Below are 15,674 nucleotides of genomic sequence, written 5' to 3'. Positions count from 1 at the left end.
CAGCATAAGGGCATGTCAGCCATGGTGCTCGCCGAGTCGTTGGCCCGCTTCGCGGCGGCCGAACCCGCGGCCGAGGGGGTGCGGAGTCGGCTGGCGCAGATCGAGCGGGAGCTACGGGCGCCGCTGCGGGTGGCCGTCGACGGCCGCGCCGGGGTCGGCCGAGCGACCGTCGCGCAGGCCCTGGCCGCCGGCGACCTCGAGGTGGTCGCCGGAGACGCCGAGCTGCGTGTCCGGGTGCTCGCCGAGGTGGTCAAACCCGAAGACCGCGCCGACGCGGCGCCCGACCTGCTGGTCTGGAACAAGGCCGATCTCAGCGGTGTCCGCGGTGGCGGGCCGGTGGCGCTGGCCATGCGGCGCTGCGCGGAGCTGACCGCGGCGACCGGGCTGCCCGCCGAGCCGATGGTCGCGCTGGTCGCGCTCGGGGCCGACGCGCTGGATGCCCCGATGCTCGACGCGCTGACGACCCTCGCCGGGGACCCGGCCGACCTGCGCACCCCGGACGGGTTCCTGGCCGGCCCGCACCGGGTTCCGGCGACGGTGCGGGCCCGGCTGCTGGAAACCCTCGACATGTTCGGCATCGCGCACGCGGTGGTGGCGATGCGCGCCGGGGAGGACGCTGACGGCGTCCGGGTGGCGCTGCGCGCCGCGAGCCGCGTCGACGAGGTGCTGGCCGCGGCGCACGCCGCCGCCGCGCCGGCCTACTTCCGCCGCGCGCAGGCCGCGGTGTGGGGTCTGCGCGCGTTGGCGCTGGGCGACGCCGGGCTCAGCGACGCGGTTGCCGGCTGGTTGGCCGGGCCCGCGGCGCTGGCCGGGCTGCGGGCGGTGGCCGCCGCGGTGCTGCGCGCCGACGTCGGTGCGGGTGGGCCGACTGGCGGGCTGCCGGGTGGTCCGCTGGAGCGGGCCCGGCACTGGCAGGCCTACGCCGCCGGGCCGGTCGACGAGCTGCGCCGGGCCTGCGCCGCCGAACTGGTCCGCGCCGAGCTGGCCGCGCACGCGGCGGGCCTGCCGTGACGACCGTGCTGGTCACCGGCCCCGCGGACGCCGGACGTAGCAGCGTGTGCGCGGTGTTGGCGGCGGCGCTGCCGGACTGCGACGTCGTCGAACACAACGTCGTCCGGCCCGAGCTCACCGTCTTCGTGGCCTCCGCGAACGCCCCGCTGACCCTGTCGGACCGCGAACTGCTGGACGACGCCGACCTCGCGGTGCTGACCAAGATCGACCGGCATCGGCGCTGGCGGGACGTGCTCGCTCAGAACCGCGCGATCACCGCGGCGTCCGGGCTGCGCTGGGTCGCCGCGGCCGCCGCCCCGGATCTCGGCGAGGTGATGGTCGACGGGTTGACCGAGGCGGTGCGGAGCGCGCTGGCCGATCCCGACCTGGCCCGTCGGCGCCGAATCCGCGCGGTGCGGGCCCGGCTGGAGGGCACCGCCGCCGCACTCCATGGCCGAATCGCCGCCCGCCGCGGCGAGGTGGCCGCACTGGCGGCGCAACGCGACGAGCTCGTCCGCAGCCGCGCACACGACCGGTCGGCCCGAGCGGCGGCGCTGCGGCTGGCCCGGATCGACCTGGGCTTCCGCTCTCGCACCCGGTGCGCGCAGATCCGCGGTGAGTTGATCGCCGAGGTGGCAGGCCTCACCCGGCGGACGATCCCGGGATTCACCGACGGGGTCCCCGCCCGACTGCGCCGGGCACTGGCCGACACCGACGCCGAGATCACCGAGCGGCTCGCAGACCTGGGCCTGACCGCGACCTTGCCCGCCGCATCGCCGGAGCTGCCCGCCCTGGGCGGTCTGGCGCCGACGTCGCGCCGGCTGGAAAACCGGCTGATGCTGCTGCTGGGTGGTGGATTCGGGTTCGGCGTGGCGCTGACCGCCGGGCGGGCGCTGACCGAGTTGGTTCCCGGCCGGGCCGGGGCCGCGGCGGCGCTGTGCGCGCTGCTCGGGACCGCGCTGACCTGCTGGGTGGTGGCCGGCCGGCGACTGCTGGGGCAGCGCGCGGCGCTCGGGCAGTGGGCGCTGACCGCGGTGGCCGCGCTGCGCGACGCCGGGGATCAACAGGTGGCCGCCCGGATGCTGACCGCAGAAACGGAGCTGGTCCGCGCCGAGCAGCGCCTCAGCCGTGGGGAGCCGGCCCGGATCGCGGAACTGGACGCCCGGATCCGGGCGGCCACCGGCGCCGCCCGGCGGGAGGAGAGCGCCGCGGCGTCCCGATTGCGGCGCATCGAGGCCGCGCTGGAGGACCCCCGGCTGCGCGCCCCGGCCATGCCGCGGGACCAAAGTCCCGAAACGCCGGAGACGCTGGCAACTGAATCGTTCCTGTGAGTGATCGGACACACCCTTGTGGGCACAGGGGGAACCCACCCGCGATAACCTCAAAGGACAGGCATTGTCCTGCCTGCCGTGGTAGTCGGCGTAAGCGCGGGGCAGCGAACCCGAGAACGAAACTTTGGGGTAGGAGAATTTCGATGACGGCAGCAATGATTCCCGGACTGGACACCGCGCCGACGCAGCACCCGGGCCTGCTGGCGTGGGTGGCCGAGGTCGCCGAACTCACCCAGCCGGACCGGGTGGTGTGGGCCGACGGTTCCGAGGAGCAGAACCAGCAGCTGTGCGACCACCTGGTTGCCGCAGGCACCTTCCAGAAGCTCAACGACGAGAAGCAGCCCAACTCCTACCTGGCGCTGTCGGACCCGTCCGACGTGGCCCGCGTCGAATCGCGGACCTTCATCTGCTCCGAGCGTGAGATCGACGCCGGCCCCACCAACAACTGGATGGACCCGGCCGAGATGCGGCCGCTGATGAGCGACCTGTTCCGCGGCAGCATGCGCGGCCGCACCATGTACGTGGTGCCGTTCTGCATGGGCCCGCTGGCCGCCGAGGACCCCAAGCTGGGCGTGGAGATCACCGACTCGGAGTACGTCGTCGTCTCCATGAAGACCATGACCCGGATGGGGCAGGCCGCCCTCGACAAGCTCGGCGACGACGGGTTCTTCGTCAAGGCGCTGCACTCGATCGGCGCGCCGCTGGAGCCGGGCCAGGCCGACGTGCCGTGGCCGTGCAACGAGACGAAGTACATCACCCACTTCCCGGAGACCCGCGAGATCTGGAGCTACGGATCCGGCTACGGCGGCAACGCGCTGCTGGGCAAGAAGTGCTACGCGCTGCGCATCGCCTCGGTGATGGCCCGCGACGAAGGCTGGATGGCCGAGCACATGCTGATCCTCAAACTGATCAGCCCGGAGAACAAGGCCTACTACGTGGCCGCCGCGTTCCCGTCGGCCTGCGGCAAGACCAACCTGGCGATGCTGCAGCCCACCATCGAGGGCTGGCGCGCCGAGACTGTCGGCGACGACATCGCCTGGATGCGGTTCGGCAAGGACGGCCGGCTCTACGCCACCAACCCCGAGTTCGGCTTCTTCGGTGTCGCGCCGGGGACCAACTGGGACTCCAACCCGAACGCCATGCGCACCCTGGAGAAGGGCAACTCGGTGTTCACCAATGTCGCCAAGACCGACGACGACGACGTGTGGTGGGAGGGCCTGGAAGGCCGGCCGGATCACTTGATCGACTGGCTGGGCCACGACTGGACCCCGGAGTCCGGCACCAAGGCGGCGCACCCCAACTCGCGGTACTGCACCCCGATCTCGCAGTGCCCGACGCTGGCCCCGGAGTGGGAGACCCCCGAGGGCGTGCCGATCTCGGCGATCCTGTTCGGCGGCCGCCGCAAGACCACCGTCCCGCTGGTCAGCGAGGCGCACGACTGGCAGCACGGTGTGTTCATCGGCTCCACCATCGGCTCTGAGCAGACCGCCGCGGCCGAGGGCAAGGTCGGCGCCGTGCGCCGCGACCCGATGGCGATGTTGCCGTTCATCGGCTACAACGTCGGCGACTACTTCCAGCACTGGATCAACATCGGCAAGGACAACGACGAGTCCAAGCTGCCGAAGGTGTTCTTCGTCAACTGGTTCCGCCGCGGCGACGACGGCCGCTTCCTGTGGCCGGGCTTCGGCGAGAACAGCCGGGTGCTGAAGTGGATCATCGAGCGCATCGAGGGCAACGGCAACGGGTCGACCACTCCGATCGGCGTGGTGCCCGGCGTCGAGGATCTGGACCTCACCGGCCTGGACATTTCGCTCGACGACGTCGCCGAGGCCCTGGCGGTCAACGACGACGAGTGGCGCGCCGAGCTGCCGCTGATCGAGGAGTGGTTCGAGTTCATCGGCGAGAAGCTGCCGACCGGCATCAAGGACGAGTTCGACGCCCTGAAGCAGCGCCTGGCGCAGTAGCGCCGCGTTCCCGCTCAGCCGCCCGGATCCCACGCGGATCCGGGCGGTTTTGCGTTCATAGGACGCCCCGGGTGCAGGCTTCATGTTTGCCACAACTAAATGTTCGGCTCGCCGAAACTTAGTGTTCACGCCTACTGCCTGCAGTTATGTGGCTAAGCGCGTCTTGTTTCGCTAGAGCATCTAGGTTGCTGGAACCGCGTTGGAGCGGGTAAGGTGACCCTTCGAGAGAACGGGAGGGTCCGATGACCACCACAGCATTGCGCGGCGCGGCCAGGCCGTCGTCGCCACCCGGAGGCCGGGTGCTGCTGCGGTCCTTCCTCATCACCGGCCTGCTGATCCTGCCGGCGCTGGTGCTCCGGATCGGCGGCATCCACCCGGGCCCGGTGCCCTCCCTGATCGTCTACGGCGCGGCCGTCGTCGCCGCCAGCTTCCTGCTGGCCTGGGCCGCCGAAGCCGCCCAGATCGACGTCTCCGGCGGACTGGCGATCGCGGTCCTCGCGCTGATCGCGGTGCTGCCGGAGTACGCCGTCGACCTCTATTACGCCTACGTCTCCGGATCCGACCCCGCCTACGTGCAGTACGCCGCGGCGAATATGACCGGATCCAACCGGCTGCTGATGGGTATCGGCTGGCCGGTGGTGGTCCTGGTCAGCCTCTGGCTGGCCAAAAAGATGTCGGGCAAGAAATCCAAGGTGCTGCACCTGGACCCGGGCAACCGCGTCGAACTGGGCTTCCTGCTGGTCGCCGGCGTCGTCGCGTTCGTGATCCCGGCCACCGGCCGGATCCACCTGGTCTTCGGGCTGGCGCTGCTGGCCTGGTTTGGTTTCTACCTGTACCGGCTCAGCCGCGGCGATGTGGAGGAGCCCGAGCTGATCGGAACCGCCGCCGCCATCGGCGCGCTGCCGGACCGGGCCCGCCGCATCCTGGTGGTGGCGCTGTTCGTTGTCGCGGCCGGCGCGATTCTGGCCTGCGCCGAGCCGTTCGCCGAATCCATGATCGGGGCAGGCACGCAGCTGGGCATCGACCAGTTCCTGCTGGTGCAGTGGCTGGCGCCGCTGGCGTCGGAAGCGCCGGAGTTCATCATCGCGATCATCTTCGCCAGCCGGGGGAAGGGCACCGCGGCAATCGCGACGCTGATCTCCTCCAAGGTCAACCAGTGGACGCTGCTGGTCGGCTCGCTGCCGATCGCGCACCTGGCCGGCGGCGGCAGCATGGAGCTGGTGCTCGACAGCCGCCAGGTCGAGGAGATGCTGCTGACCGCGACGCAGACCATGATGGGCGTCGCCGCGATCCTGGCGCTGCGCTTCCACCGGCACACCGCGCTGGCCCTGCTGGCGCTGTTCCTGGTGCAGTTCGCCATCCCCTCCGAACACGGCCGACTGATCCTGTCCGGGGTGTACGCGGCGCTGGCGACGATTGGTCTGGTGATCAACCGGCGATACGTGTGGGCCACCCTGAAGGCGCCGTTTGCTCGGAACGAGTCCGAAGCCAGCTGACGGTCGCCCGGTCCATCATGTCCGTCGGGGGAGGTTGCGGCTCTTCGGGTTTCGGGGGAGTAGTCGTTCGGGGTGGTGGTAGGTGTTCACTCGGGGTGCGCCGGTGTCGAGGTGGGGTGGGGGTGTCCATTCGACCTGGCCTGCTTGGTTGATGTGGGCGCTGTATTGGTGGGGTCTGGGGTTGGCCATGCGGTGGTTTCCGGGGCAGGTGAGGGTCATTTCGTCGGCGTTGGTTTGGCCGTTTTGGTCGGCGACGCGGCGGGTGTGGTGGACTTCGCAGCGGTTGGCGGGGGTGGTGCAGGCGGGGAAGGTGCAGCCGCGGTCGCGGGCGGTGAGCATGATGCGTTGTCCGGGTGTGGCGAGGCGTTTGCTGCGTCCGAGGTAGAGCGGGATGTTGGTGTGTTTGTCGAAGACGGCGAGGTAGTTCCAGGCGTGTGCGGCGTTGCGGATGACCTCGCGCATGGGGATCAGGGCGCCGCTGCTGGTGAGGCCGTGTCCGGTGGCGTCGGTGAGGTCTTGCAGGGTGGTGGTGATGACGACCGAGACCGGGAGTCCGTTGTGTTGGCCGAGTTTTCCGGAGGCGAGCAGCGCCCGGCCGGCGGCCAGGAGGGCGTCGTGGTTGCGTTGTCGTTGGTCGCGGGTGTCGGTGGTGATGTGTTCTTCGGTGGGTGTGCCGTCGAGGCATGGGGTGGTGTTTTCGGGGTTGGCCATGCCGGGGGCGGCGAGTTTGGCGAGCACGGCGTCGAGCACGGCGCGGGCTTCCGGTGTCAGGCGTCCGGTGATGGGGCTCATGCCGGTGTGGTCTTGGGCGCCGAGGTGGATGCCGCGTCGGCGGGCGCGTTCGGCGTCGGTGAACACCCCGTCGGGGTGTAGGAGGGACATGAGGCGGTGGGCGTATTGGCGGGTTTGTTCGGGGGTGTAGTCGGCGGCGATGTGCGCGAGTTGGCGCAGTGCCTCGCATCTGTCGCTCGGGTCGATGGTGCTGGGTAGGTGGGTGGTGAAGTCGCGCAGGATGGTGGTGTGTTCGGGGCCGATGCGGCCGTCGGCGAGGGCGGCCGCCGCTTCGGGCAGCAGGGGTTCCAACACGTCTCCGGTGAGGGTGTGGCGTAGTCCGAAGGTGTGGGTGTCGTTGATGCGGTGGCGGGCTTCGCCGCGGGAGCAGCGCAGACGTTGGGCGAGCACTTCGGTCCAGGATTTCGCGCCGAGTTCGGTGGGGGTGGTTTCTGATTGCAGGTGGCCGATGAGGCGGTGGGTCAGCACCGCGAGCCCGCGGTGGGCCACTTCGGCGCGTTCGAGGACGGCGAGGGTGTCGGCAGGGGTCAGGGCGGCCGCGGACAGGGCGGCCAAAGCCGCGGCGGCGTCTTCGAACCGCACCAGGGCGTCGCGGTAGCCGGCCCGGTCGACCGGGTGGCCGGTCAACCGCGCGATGAGCCCGCCGTCGTCCGCGCCGTCGCCGCCGGCGGGCGCCGGGGGCGGGGGGAGCGTGGCGGTGCTCATACCTGAAACGCTAGCCCTCGCCTCCGACAAGTCCGCTGCTCAGAACAGCAAAACAAGCCCCCTGTGGATAAGAAATCCATGAGACTTTCGCGACCGAATGTGCGTCCGGAAGTGGCCTCGGCGGCCCGAACCGCCCAGTGTTAGACCCGTCACGACAGCGCCTCGGAATTCGGCCGATCTGCGCGCCGGCTGGCACGCTGGAATCTCCTGAGGCGATTGGAGGTGTGATGCCCGACCACGATGTTTCCACCCCGGAGAAGCCCCCGGTGGGACGACGCGGCGTCACCGGCCGCGCCGCGATCCTGCTCGCGCTGGGCGTCGCCGCCGGTGAGCTGGCCGCTCTGTTCCTGCTGACCGGCCCGATTGACCGCACCCTCGCCGAGCGTGCCGCCCGCGACGTCGACTCGGCGCCCACCGTGGTGACGGCGTCGGCGAACCTGGACGGCGCCCGAGCCAACCGCGCCCAGTTCGACGAGGCGGTCGAGTCGGCCCGCGTGCGCCGCGACGAAGCACTGGTCACCGCCCGCTGCGAATACAACCCGTCGCCGGAATGCCCGCAGACCAAGATCACCGGGGTGCCCGGGCGCGGCCCGGAGTCCGGCACCGCCAACGACCTGCTCGCCGACGCCCAGCGCGAACTCGACAACGCGCTGGTTGTGCGTGACAGCGCCGCGCCGGCCCTGGACGAAGCCGTCGTCGTCGCCGATCAGGCGCTGACGCAGGCCCGGTCGGCCGCCGCGACAGAGGTCGACCGCAGCGTCGGCGCCCGCTGGGTGGCCATGAACAGCTACACCGCCGAACATCCCGGCGCGCTGTTGCTGCGGCTGGCCATCGTCGGGTTCTTCGCGCTGCTCAGCCTGCTGCCACTGATGCTGCCGCGCTGGCTGCGCGACACCAGCCACGGCCGAAACGCCGACGCCCGCGCCGAACGGGAACGCGCGGAGCTCGCCGCCGACACCGCCATCGCGGTCAAGCAGGCGCAGGTCCGCGAGGCCGTCGAGACCATGTGGGCCGATCAGCAACTGGCCAACGCCAAGATGGCCGTCGCCGCCCAGACCGAGATCGATCGGGCGCGGCATCGCCGACGGCTGCTGGAAGCGCTCGAGCAGCCCGAGGCAGCCGACACCCTGGACGCCACGGAGGCGCCGGCGGCGCTGGAAGCCCCGGCCGCACCCGCACAGGAGGACGACGTGGACCGCAACATGTATCTGCCCATCGCACGGGAGGCCGAGGCGGCCAGCCTCGCCGCGGCGGCGCTGCCGCCGGCCGGCGGACTCTCGGCGCCCGTCGCGGCGCCGCTGCCCGCCCGGGTCGCCGAGTCCGCCCCGGCCCGCGAGGATCGCGGTGGCCTGCCGATTCCGGTGCTGCCCGAGGTGACCCGCGCCGCGGCCCGGTTCATCCGCCCGCTGGTGCCGCCGGTGCTCGCCAAGGCGATCGACACCACCGCGCACCCGCTGCGCACCGCCCGGCACGCGTTCGAAGAGGTGGAGGAGATGACCTTCTCGTTCCGCCGGACCCGCAAGGTCACCTACGACACCGGTGAGGCTCCGCAGGCGCCGGCCCAGCAGGCTGTTTCGTATGCGCCGCACCCGGCCGACGCGACGGGCGCGATCCCGGTCGAACTGCAGTTCCTGCGGCCCGAGCCCCAGGCTGCGTACCCGACGCACACTCACCAGCAGCCGGCCCACCAGTTGCCGCCGCAGCCCGCGCAGGCCACACCGCTCGGAGCCGGCCACGCAGAGCAGACCGGCTTGGGCGCCCGGGAGCGCGACGCCGAGCTGACCGCGCGACGTCAGGGTGAGTTGCCGCCGCGCACCGGACCGCGGGAACTCCCGCCGGCGAATTAGCGAGGCGCTGCGGACCTGGATTCGCCCGTCGGATCTCGGACTTAGCGGCCGCCGGCGGGTTCCACACCCAATCGGTCGCGGTCGTCGGAGCCGAGCATCGCCCGGCCCTCCTCACGCATCCCGCGCACCCAGTCCAGGAACCGGGCGCTCGCGACCGCGGTGTAGTGCCCGTGGGTTGAGCCGAAGAAGTCGAAACCGTGTTGCGCGCCGGGGATTTCGGCGTACACAACCGGCGACGTCGAAGCTTCGCTGAGCTCCTGCACGAACTCCCGCGCTTCCTCCACCGGGATCAGCGAGTCGGCGTCACCGTGCAGCACGAAGAACGGCGGCGCGTCGGGGCGCACATGGTTCACCGACGACGCCTCCCGATATTCCTTCTCGCTGGTGGTGAAGTCGGTCTTCATGATGATCCAGCGCATCAGCACGCTCATAAAGGGATTACGGCCGATCCCCTCGGTGCTGTGCATGTCGTAGCGGCCGTACACCGGGACCGCCGCGGCCACCGAGGTGTCGGATTCCTCGAAGCCCGGCTGCCACTGCGGATCGTTGGCGGTCAGCGCCGACAGTGAGGACAAGTGCCCGCCGGCCGAACCTCCGCTGATGGCAATGAAATCCGGATCGCCGCCATAGTCGGCGATGTTCTCCCGCACCCATGCGATGGCCCGCTTCACGTCGATGATCTGGTCGGGCCAGGTGTGCAGCGGGGACACCCGGTAGCCGATGGACACGCAGATCCAGCCCTCTTCGGTGAGATGCCCCATCAGCGGGTAGGCCTGCGGCCGGCGCAGCCCCAAAATCCATGCCCCGCCAGGCACATTGATCAGCACCGGCGCCTTGGCGTCGGGCCTCAGGTCCTGGCGGTGCCAGATGTCGGCCCGGTTGGCCCGGTACGGCCCGTAGCGCACCACGTCCGCGCGCTTCACATAGCGACGGCGTGCGCCGCCGGACCGAAACAGCCCGGCCGCCAACTGAATTCGGCTGGGCCGGACGATGTCGGTGTAGTGGGGCCCGAGCTCGGCGCGCAGCGGCTCCTCGAAATGCGGTCCGGAGCGCAGGTTTCGCTGATGCACGCCGGCCAGCACCGCCCACGACAGCGCCGTCATCCCCAGCGCCAGCTTCCCCGAACGGCCGCGGAAGTCACCGCGGCGCCAGCGGCGCGCGGCGTCCACCATCGACGCGGTGCCGACCCAGGGGGCCAGTTCCGTGGACGGGCAGCCGGCGAAGAACGCCGGCAGCGCGCCCCAGCTGTTCCGGGTCAGCGGGCGAACGGCGTTGGCGGCGTTGACAAGTTCCAGCGCCGCCCGCACCAGGGTGCGCCGCGGGGGTCGAGGTGCTCTCACGTCTTCTGCGATCCTTCCGGGAGGGGCGTTGCCATCGTAGAAGGCGACAGCACCAGCACGAGATTGCTCACCAGGAACTCTCGCACCCCGGGCGCCGCGGTCAGCGGCCAGGCCCAGCGCGGGTGGTAGCGCGGGAACGCCGCGACCAGCGCTCCGGTGGATCGCGCCCAGTCCAGACCGTCGGCCGCCGACACCGCGAAAAGTGACGAGCCGAAGTTGTTCTTCGGCGGATGACCGTGCTTGCGGGTGTACCGGGCCGCCGCGCGCGCCCCGCCCAGGTAGTGGGTCAAACCCATCTCGTGGCCGCCGAACGGTCCCAGCCACACCGTGTAGGACAAGATCGCCAGCCCGCCCGGCCGGGTCACCCGCAGCATCTCCGCGCCGAGGCGCCACGGCTGCGGCACATGCTCGGCGACATTGGAGGACAGGCAGATGTCCACGCTGGCGTCGGCGAACGGCAGCGCCAGCCCGGAGGCCCGCACGAAGCTGCCCGTACTGCCCGCCGGCGACGTCGGGCCGGCATGCATCTCCGACGGGTCGGGCTCCACTCCGATGTACCGGGCGCCGCGGGCCGCGAACGCGTCGGCGAAATAGCCGGGGCCCCCGCCGACGTCGAGCACCGTCGTGCCGCCCAGGTCAGCGCCCGCGTGCGCGCCCGCCCACAGGTCGGCGGTCATCGCGGCGGTGTCGTCGGCCAGCGCGCCGTAGAACCGGTCCGGATCCGGTTGCTCGTAGCGGAACTCACCGAGCAGGCGCACCGAGCGGCGCAGCGTCGCCCGGCGAGCGAACAGATCGGTGACGGCCATCGGGCCAGGTTATCGGGGTGCTCTTCGGTGCGCGGAATCTGTGGGCGGAAGTGCGCGCGGGCATCGCCGAGGTGCTCCGCGTGGAACCTGGTGGCGGAAGTACCCGCGGAGATCGCCAAGACGCTCCACGTGGAACCTGGTGGCGGCGCGACATCGCCAAGACGCTCCACGTGGAACCTGGTGGCGGAAGTGCCCGCGGAAATCGCCAAGGCGCTCCGCATGGAACCTGGTGGCGGCGCGACGGCGGCGCAAACGACCGGCGCCAGCCGGGGCGAGCAGGGATTTAGCGGCGGGGCGCCGTTCAACTACCCTGAAAACGATGTCAGATCACCCCGTCCGCTCCGTGTTGCTGCTGTGTTGGCGCGACACCGAGCATCCTCAGGGCGGCGGCAGTGAGGCCTACCTACAGCGCATCGGCGCGCAATTGGCGGCCTCCGGCGCCGCCGTCACCCTGCGCACCGCGCGGTACCCGGGCGCCGGGCGCCGCTCGGTGCGCGACGGTGTGCGGATCAGCCGCGGCGGGGGCCCGTACTCGGTGTACATCCTGGCCGGCCTGGCCATGGTGGCGGCCCGGGTCGGGCTCGGCCCGCTGCGGCACGTCAAACCGGACGTGGTGATCGACTCGCAGAACGGGCTGCCGTTCCTGGCGCGGTTGGCCTACGGCCGGCGATCGGTGCTGCTGGTGCACCACTGCCATCGCGAGCAATGGCCCGTCGCGGGCCGCCGGCTGGCCCGGATCGGTTGGTTCGTCGAATCGCGGCTGTCACCGGCGCTGCACCGGCGCAACCAGTACGTCACCGTGTCGCTACCATCCATGCGCGAGCTGGTCGATCTCGGGGTGGACCCGGAGCGCATCGCGGTGGTCCGCAACGGCGTTGACGAGCCTCCCGCCGAAACGTTGACCGAACCGCGCTCCGCCACCCCGCGGGTGGTGGTGCTGTCCCGGCTGGTGCCGCACAAGCAGATCGAAGACGCGCTCGACGCGGTCGCCGCGCTGGCCCCCCGGTATCCGCAGCTGCGGCTCGACGTCGTCGGCGGCGGCTGGTGGCAGGACCGGCTGGTCGCGCACGCCGCGGCCCTCGGCATCTCCGACGCGGTCACCTTCCACGGCCACGTCGATGACGTCGCCAAGCACCACCTGGTCCAGCAGGCCTGGGTTCAGGTGCTGCCGTCGCGCAAGGAGGGCTGGGGCCTGGCGGTGATCGAAGCAGCCCAGCATCAGGTGCCGACCATCGGCTACCGCAGCGCCGGCGGGCTGTGCGACTCCATCGTCGACGGGGTGACCGGGTTGCTGGTCAGCGACCGGACCGAACTGGTCGACCGGCTCGACGAGTTGCTGGCCGACGAGGTGCTGCGCGCCGAGTTGGGACACAAGGCGGCCGCCCGCGCCGCGGAGTTCTCCTGGCGTCAAAGCGCCGACGCGATGGGAACCGTGCTGGCCGCGGTCAGCGACGGCCGTCGAGTCGGCGGACTGATCGCCGACTGAACCGACTGAGCGACGCCGCCCCGAGGCCGCCGACCACCAGCGTGGCCAACCAGACCAGATGCGCGCCGATCAGCAATCCGCGCCGTGGCGACGCGGCCACCGGCGACGGGTCCGGGACCCGGTACAACCGCAGGTCGTCGTCGCCGTAGACCTGCTCCAGTCCGGCGAGGGTTCGCGCCGAGGATCCCAGTTCCCCGGGGGAGGCGGCCACCACCACCCAGCCGACGCCGACCTCGGCCAGCGCATCCGGTGCGGCGCCGGCCAGCAGCAGGTCCTGGATCTCCCGGGCTCGATTGCCCTCGCCGTACACGGTGGACCCGGAAATGCTCAGATCGCCGGTGGTGAGCACGTCGGCCCGGACCCAGCGCGGCAGCGGATCGAGCACCGGCGCCGGCCCGGCCCAGTCGAACCGGCGCATGCTGTCGGCGGGCAGCACCGCCACCGGGGCGGGCGCATCATTGATCTGCTGCGCGACGGCGGTGAACGCGGGCGGGTACTCGACGGCGTGCGCCCGGTTTCCGACGCCGAACGCCAGATCGGGCTGGGTGGCCAGCAGCGCCGCACAGCACACCGCCGCCACCGCCGCGGGCCGCAGCCGGCTGCCCCGGCCGGCGAGCACCGGGACCGCCGCCGCCGCGCACAGCGCGTAACCGGGCATCGCCAGCGCCACCCACTTCTGCCCGTCGCGCAGCACCCCGAGGCCCGGGGAGACCTCGGCGGTGGCCTGCAGCAGCGCCCGGCCCGGACCGGTGGCCGCCAGCGCCGGTAGCAGCACCGCGACCGCGGCGAGCACCAGCAGCGGCCGCGCCTCAGCACGCTGCCAGGCGCCGCGGGCCCCGATCAGCACCAACCCGAGCAGCACCACGGTGGCGACGACGGCGAACCAACCGTCGCGCAGCGGCGGAACCGCGTCGCCGTTCCAGATGCCTCCGAGGCCGGCCAGACTGCCGAGCACGCCCAGACCGGGTTCGGCGCGGGCGGCGAAGGCGTCGAACCCGGGAGCGCCGGCGCCCCGGTAGGTCCCGAGCGCTCCGCCCGCGGACGCGATCAGCCACGGCGCGGCCGCGGCCAGCGACAACGCGAGAATCCCGAGCCCCTGGCGGGCCCGGGAACCGGCGCCCGGCGCGGCCAGGCAGGTCAGCGCCGTCACCGCGGCCAGCAGCAGCCCGGTGGGGGTCAGACCGGCCAGCGCCATCCAGAACGCCAACGCGAACCAACCGCCGCCGCCGTCGCGCAACCGAAGCGCCGTCAACGCCACCCAGGGCAGGCAGCCGTAGCCGAGCAGCAGGCTCCAATGCCCCTGCAGCAGGCGTTCGGCGACGTAGGGATTCCAGATCGCCAGCGTGACGGCGACGAATGGTCCCCCTCCGGTGTAGCCGGTGGCGGAGGAAACCAACCGGGCGGCGCCCCAGCCGGCCAGCCACAGGCCGGCCAGCAGCAGCGCCTTGACCACGATCCCGCCGTCGAGCAGCGCCGACGCGGAGGCGATCGCGAAGTCCTGCGGCACAGCGCGCGCGGCGCCCTCGGACAGGCCCAGAGCGGCGTCCGACAGCCAGGACCGCGGGGTGGAGACCGCGTCGCGCAGCAGCAGATACCCCGGCCCCAGCAGCGGGGCGAGCAGCAGCAGGCTCAGCAGCAGCGCGTACCCGGGCGCCGCGAGGCGGCGCAGCCGGGCCGAGCCGCTAGTGGGGATCGCCGGATGGCCCTCGGCCACGATCGAGGTCCGGACGCTGCGCGGGCAGCTTCTCGGTCTGCGCCTCGGCGGCCGGCATCGGTCCGGTGTCGGCCGGGCGACGGCCGAACAGGCCGCCGGTGTCCAGGCCCGGATCGATCAGGGCGGCGTCGGTGCGCATCCCGAACGAGTACAGCAGCGCCCCGGCGACCAGCGCGATCAGCCCACCGGCGGTGAAGGTGATCGGCAACACCCGGGTCCACAGTCCGATCCGGTCCCGCTCGGAGCGGGCGGAGGCGACCTGCTGCTCGATGGTGCTCTCGGTGGAGGTCACCTTGTAGTCGGCCAGCGCCATCTCCGGGGCCAGCGCGTCGCGCGAGTAATAGTGGTTCGCGTGCTCTTCGCTCTTGACGATGGTGCCCGAAACCGGGTCGACCCAGAAGGTCCGCTGAGCGGCGTAGTAGCGCTCCATGGTGATCAGCTCTTCGGGGTCGACGCCCTCCAGGCCCCACAGCCCGGCGCGGGCGGTGACCGAGGTCTCCTCATTGTGGTCCAGCAGCGACTTGTACGGGATCGGCTCGACCAGCTTGCCGGTCGAGTCGTAGCCGACGTTCTGCTGGAACCGGTAGGCGGTCAGGCCGTTGACGTCCTCTTCGCTGACGTAGTTGGCGTCGTATTCCTGCTGCGCGATCGGGTCGAAGACCGGGTAGGTCTTCTTCTCGGTGTCGAACGGGAAGCGGTAGGTCAGGCCCTGGTGCTCCAGCGGGCGGCTGGTCGCGGGCTTGGTGTCCTCGACGGTGCGCGGCGCCTGCAGCGACCCCGCCGGGTACTCCTCGCTGTTGACGGCCTGCGCGGTGGTGCGGTCCACGGTGACGGTGTCGACCATGGCCAGCAGCAAACCGGTGTCCTGCTGCTTGTCGCTGCGTCGCACCGAAGTGCCGACCTGCAGGGTCACCACTTCGGCGTTCGACGGCTGCTCGACGCTCAGCGCCTGCTGCGACACCAGCGGGACGTCACGGTTGATGACGAAATGGGGCTGCAGCAGCGAGTCCGGGTCCAGTGCGGTGCCCGTTCCGCTGCTGACCAGGGTCTTGTCCAGGTCGAGCGGAATCTGGGTGATGCGGCTGGAGGTGTACGTGGACAGCAACAGGGCAGCCATCAACAGCGCAGAGCCCAGCCCCAGCAAACCGCATGCCGCGATACGCAACAGAACTGCACGATTCACGTGGCAGAACCTTCCTTCCG

Annotated in this window: 11 protein-coding genes; 6 read left to right on the top strand and 5 right to left on the bottom strand. The window is 71.5% G+C overall.

The genetic code is table 11. The features are described 5' to 3' along the window. Window positions 1–12: 12 nt before the first annotated feature. The 4 genes from L2Z93_RS18185 to L2Z93_RS18170 all read left to right on the top strand — a co-directional run bounded on the left by L2Z93_RS18185 (window position 13) and on the right by L2Z93_RS18170 (window position 5,781). Window positions 13–1,011: a hypothetical protein gene (locus tag L2Z93_RS18185; RefSeq protein ID WP_234786105.1), complete on the top strand. Its 999-nt coding sequence runs from the start codon at window positions 13–15 to the stop codon at window positions 1,009–1,011. Next, window positions 1,008–2,321: a P-loop NTPase family protein gene (locus L2Z93_RS18180; protein WP_090588820.1), complete on the top strand. Its 1,314-nt coding sequence runs from the start codon at window positions 1,008–1,010 to the stop codon at window positions 2,319–2,321. The genes L2Z93_RS18185 and L2Z93_RS18180 overlap by 4 nt, the downstream gene beginning before the upstream one ends. Window positions 2,322–2,464: 143 nt before the next feature. After that, window positions 2,465–4,285, top strand: a complete 1,821-nt coding sequence (locus tag L2Z93_RS18175) for a phosphoenolpyruvate carboxykinase (GTP) (RefSeq protein WP_090588819.1) — start codon at window positions 2,465–2,467, stop codon at window positions 4,283–4,285. Window positions 4,286–4,527: 242 nt separating this feature from the next. Beyond that, the gene (locus L2Z93_RS18170; RefSeq protein ID WP_090588818.1) at window positions 4,528–5,781 is read left to right on the top strand and encodes a calcium:cation antiporter family protein; all 1,254 of its coding nucleotides are present in this window, start codon (window positions 4,528–4,530) and stop codon (window positions 5,779–5,781) included. 15 nt (window positions 5,782–5,796) lie between these two features. On the opposite strand, the gene L2Z93_RS18165 is transcribed toward L2Z93_RS18170, so the two are convergent. Beyond that, the gene (locus L2Z93_RS18165) at window positions 5,797–7,278 is read right to left on the bottom strand and encodes a 13E12 repeat family protein (RefSeq protein WP_090588817.1); all 1,482 of its coding nucleotides are present in this window, start codon (window positions 7,276–7,278) and stop codon (window positions 5,797–5,799) included. Window positions 7,279–7,505: 227 nt separating this feature from the next. Here L2Z93_RS18165 and L2Z93_RS18160 point away from each other — a divergent pair, with 227 nt between their 5' ends. Next, window positions 7,506–9,125, top strand: a complete 1,620-nt coding sequence (locus L2Z93_RS18160; RefSeq protein ID WP_099541243.1) for a DUF4407 domain-containing protein — start codon at window positions 7,506–7,508, stop codon at window positions 9,123–9,125. 41 nt (window positions 9,126–9,166) lie between these two features. Here L2Z93_RS18160 and L2Z93_RS18155 read toward each other — a convergent pair whose 3' ends face one another. Together L2Z93_RS18155 and L2Z93_RS18150 are read right to left on the bottom strand one after the other, a co-directional pair. After that, window positions 9,167–10,465: an alpha/beta hydrolase gene (locus tag L2Z93_RS18155; protein WP_090588815.1), complete on the bottom strand. Its 1,299-nt coding sequence runs from the start codon at window positions 10,463–10,465 to the stop codon at window positions 9,167–9,169. Then, complete coding sequence (locus L2Z93_RS18150) at window positions 10,462–11,271, bottom strand: class I SAM-dependent methyltransferase (protein ID WP_090588814.1); 810 nt, start codon at window positions 11,269–11,271, stop codon at window positions 10,462–10,464. Before L2Z93_RS18150 ends, L2Z93_RS18155 begins: the two co-directional genes overlap by 4 nt. 319 nt (window positions 11,272–11,590) lie before the next feature. On the opposite strand from L2Z93_RS18150, the gene L2Z93_RS18145 reads away from it, so the two are divergent. Further along, window positions 11,591–12,757, top strand: coding sequence for a glycosyltransferase family 4 protein (locus L2Z93_RS18145; RefSeq protein ID WP_090588813.1), 1,167 nt, complete (start codon window positions 11,591–11,593; stop codon window positions 12,755–12,757). On the opposite strand, the gene L2Z93_RS18140 is transcribed toward L2Z93_RS18145, so the two are convergent. Together L2Z93_RS18140 and pgfA are read right to left on the bottom strand one after the other, a co-directional pair. Beyond that, window positions 12,717–14,450, bottom strand: coding sequence for an MmpA family trehalose lipid delivery protein (locus tag L2Z93_RS18140; protein WP_370745821.1), 1,734 nt, complete (start codon window positions 14,448–14,450; stop codon window positions 12,717–12,719). The genes L2Z93_RS18145 and L2Z93_RS18140 overlap by 41 nt on opposite strands. After that, on the bottom strand, window positions 14,440–15,654 hold the full coding sequence (gene pgfA, locus L2Z93_RS18135; RefSeq protein ID WP_090588812.1) for a cell envelope lipid trafficking protein PgfA: 1,215 nt from the start codon (window positions 15,652–15,654) through the stop codon (window positions 14,440–14,442). The genes L2Z93_RS18140 and pgfA overlap by 11 nt, the downstream gene beginning before the upstream one ends. Window positions 15,655–15,674 lie beyond the last annotated feature (20 nt).

This window comes from Mycolicibacterium brumae (assembly GCF_025215495.1).
GTDB classification, from domain to species: Bacteria; Actinomycetota; Actinomycetes; order Mycobacteriales; family Mycobacteriaceae; genus Mycobacterium; species Mycobacterium brumae.
This window is presented reverse-complemented; position numbering and strand designations above follow the sequence as displayed.

Excerpts from the sequence above, each read along its gene's own strand:
- L2Z93_RS18185 (WP_234786105.1), top strand. The coding sequence starts at position 13 with ATGTCAGCCATGGTGCTCGCCGAGTCGTTGGCCCGCTTCGCGGCGGCC.
- L2Z93_RS18175 (WP_090588819.1), top strand. The coding sequence starts at position 2,465 with ATGACGGCAGCAATGATTCCCGGACTGGACACCGCGCCGACGCAGCAC.
- L2Z93_RS18170 (WP_090588818.1), top strand. The coding sequence starts at position 4,528 with ATGACCACCACAGCATTGCGCGGCGCGGCCAGGCCGTCGTCGCCACCC.
- L2Z93_RS18165 (WP_090588817.1), bottom strand. The coding sequence starts at position 7,278 with ATGAGCACCGCCACGCTCCCCCCGCCCCCGGCGCCCGCCGGCGGCGAC.
- L2Z93_RS18160 (WP_099541243.1), top strand. The coding sequence starts at position 7,506 with ATGCCCGACCACGATGTTTCCACCCCGGAGAAGCCCCCGGTGGGACGA.
- L2Z93_RS18150 (WP_090588814.1), bottom strand. The coding sequence starts at position 11,271 with ATGGCCGTCACCGATCTGTTCGCTCGCCGGGCGACGCTGCGCCGCTCG.
- L2Z93_RS18145 (WP_090588813.1), top strand. The coding sequence starts at position 11,591 with ATGTCAGATCACCCCGTCCGCTCCGTGTTGCTGCTGTGTTGGCGCGAC.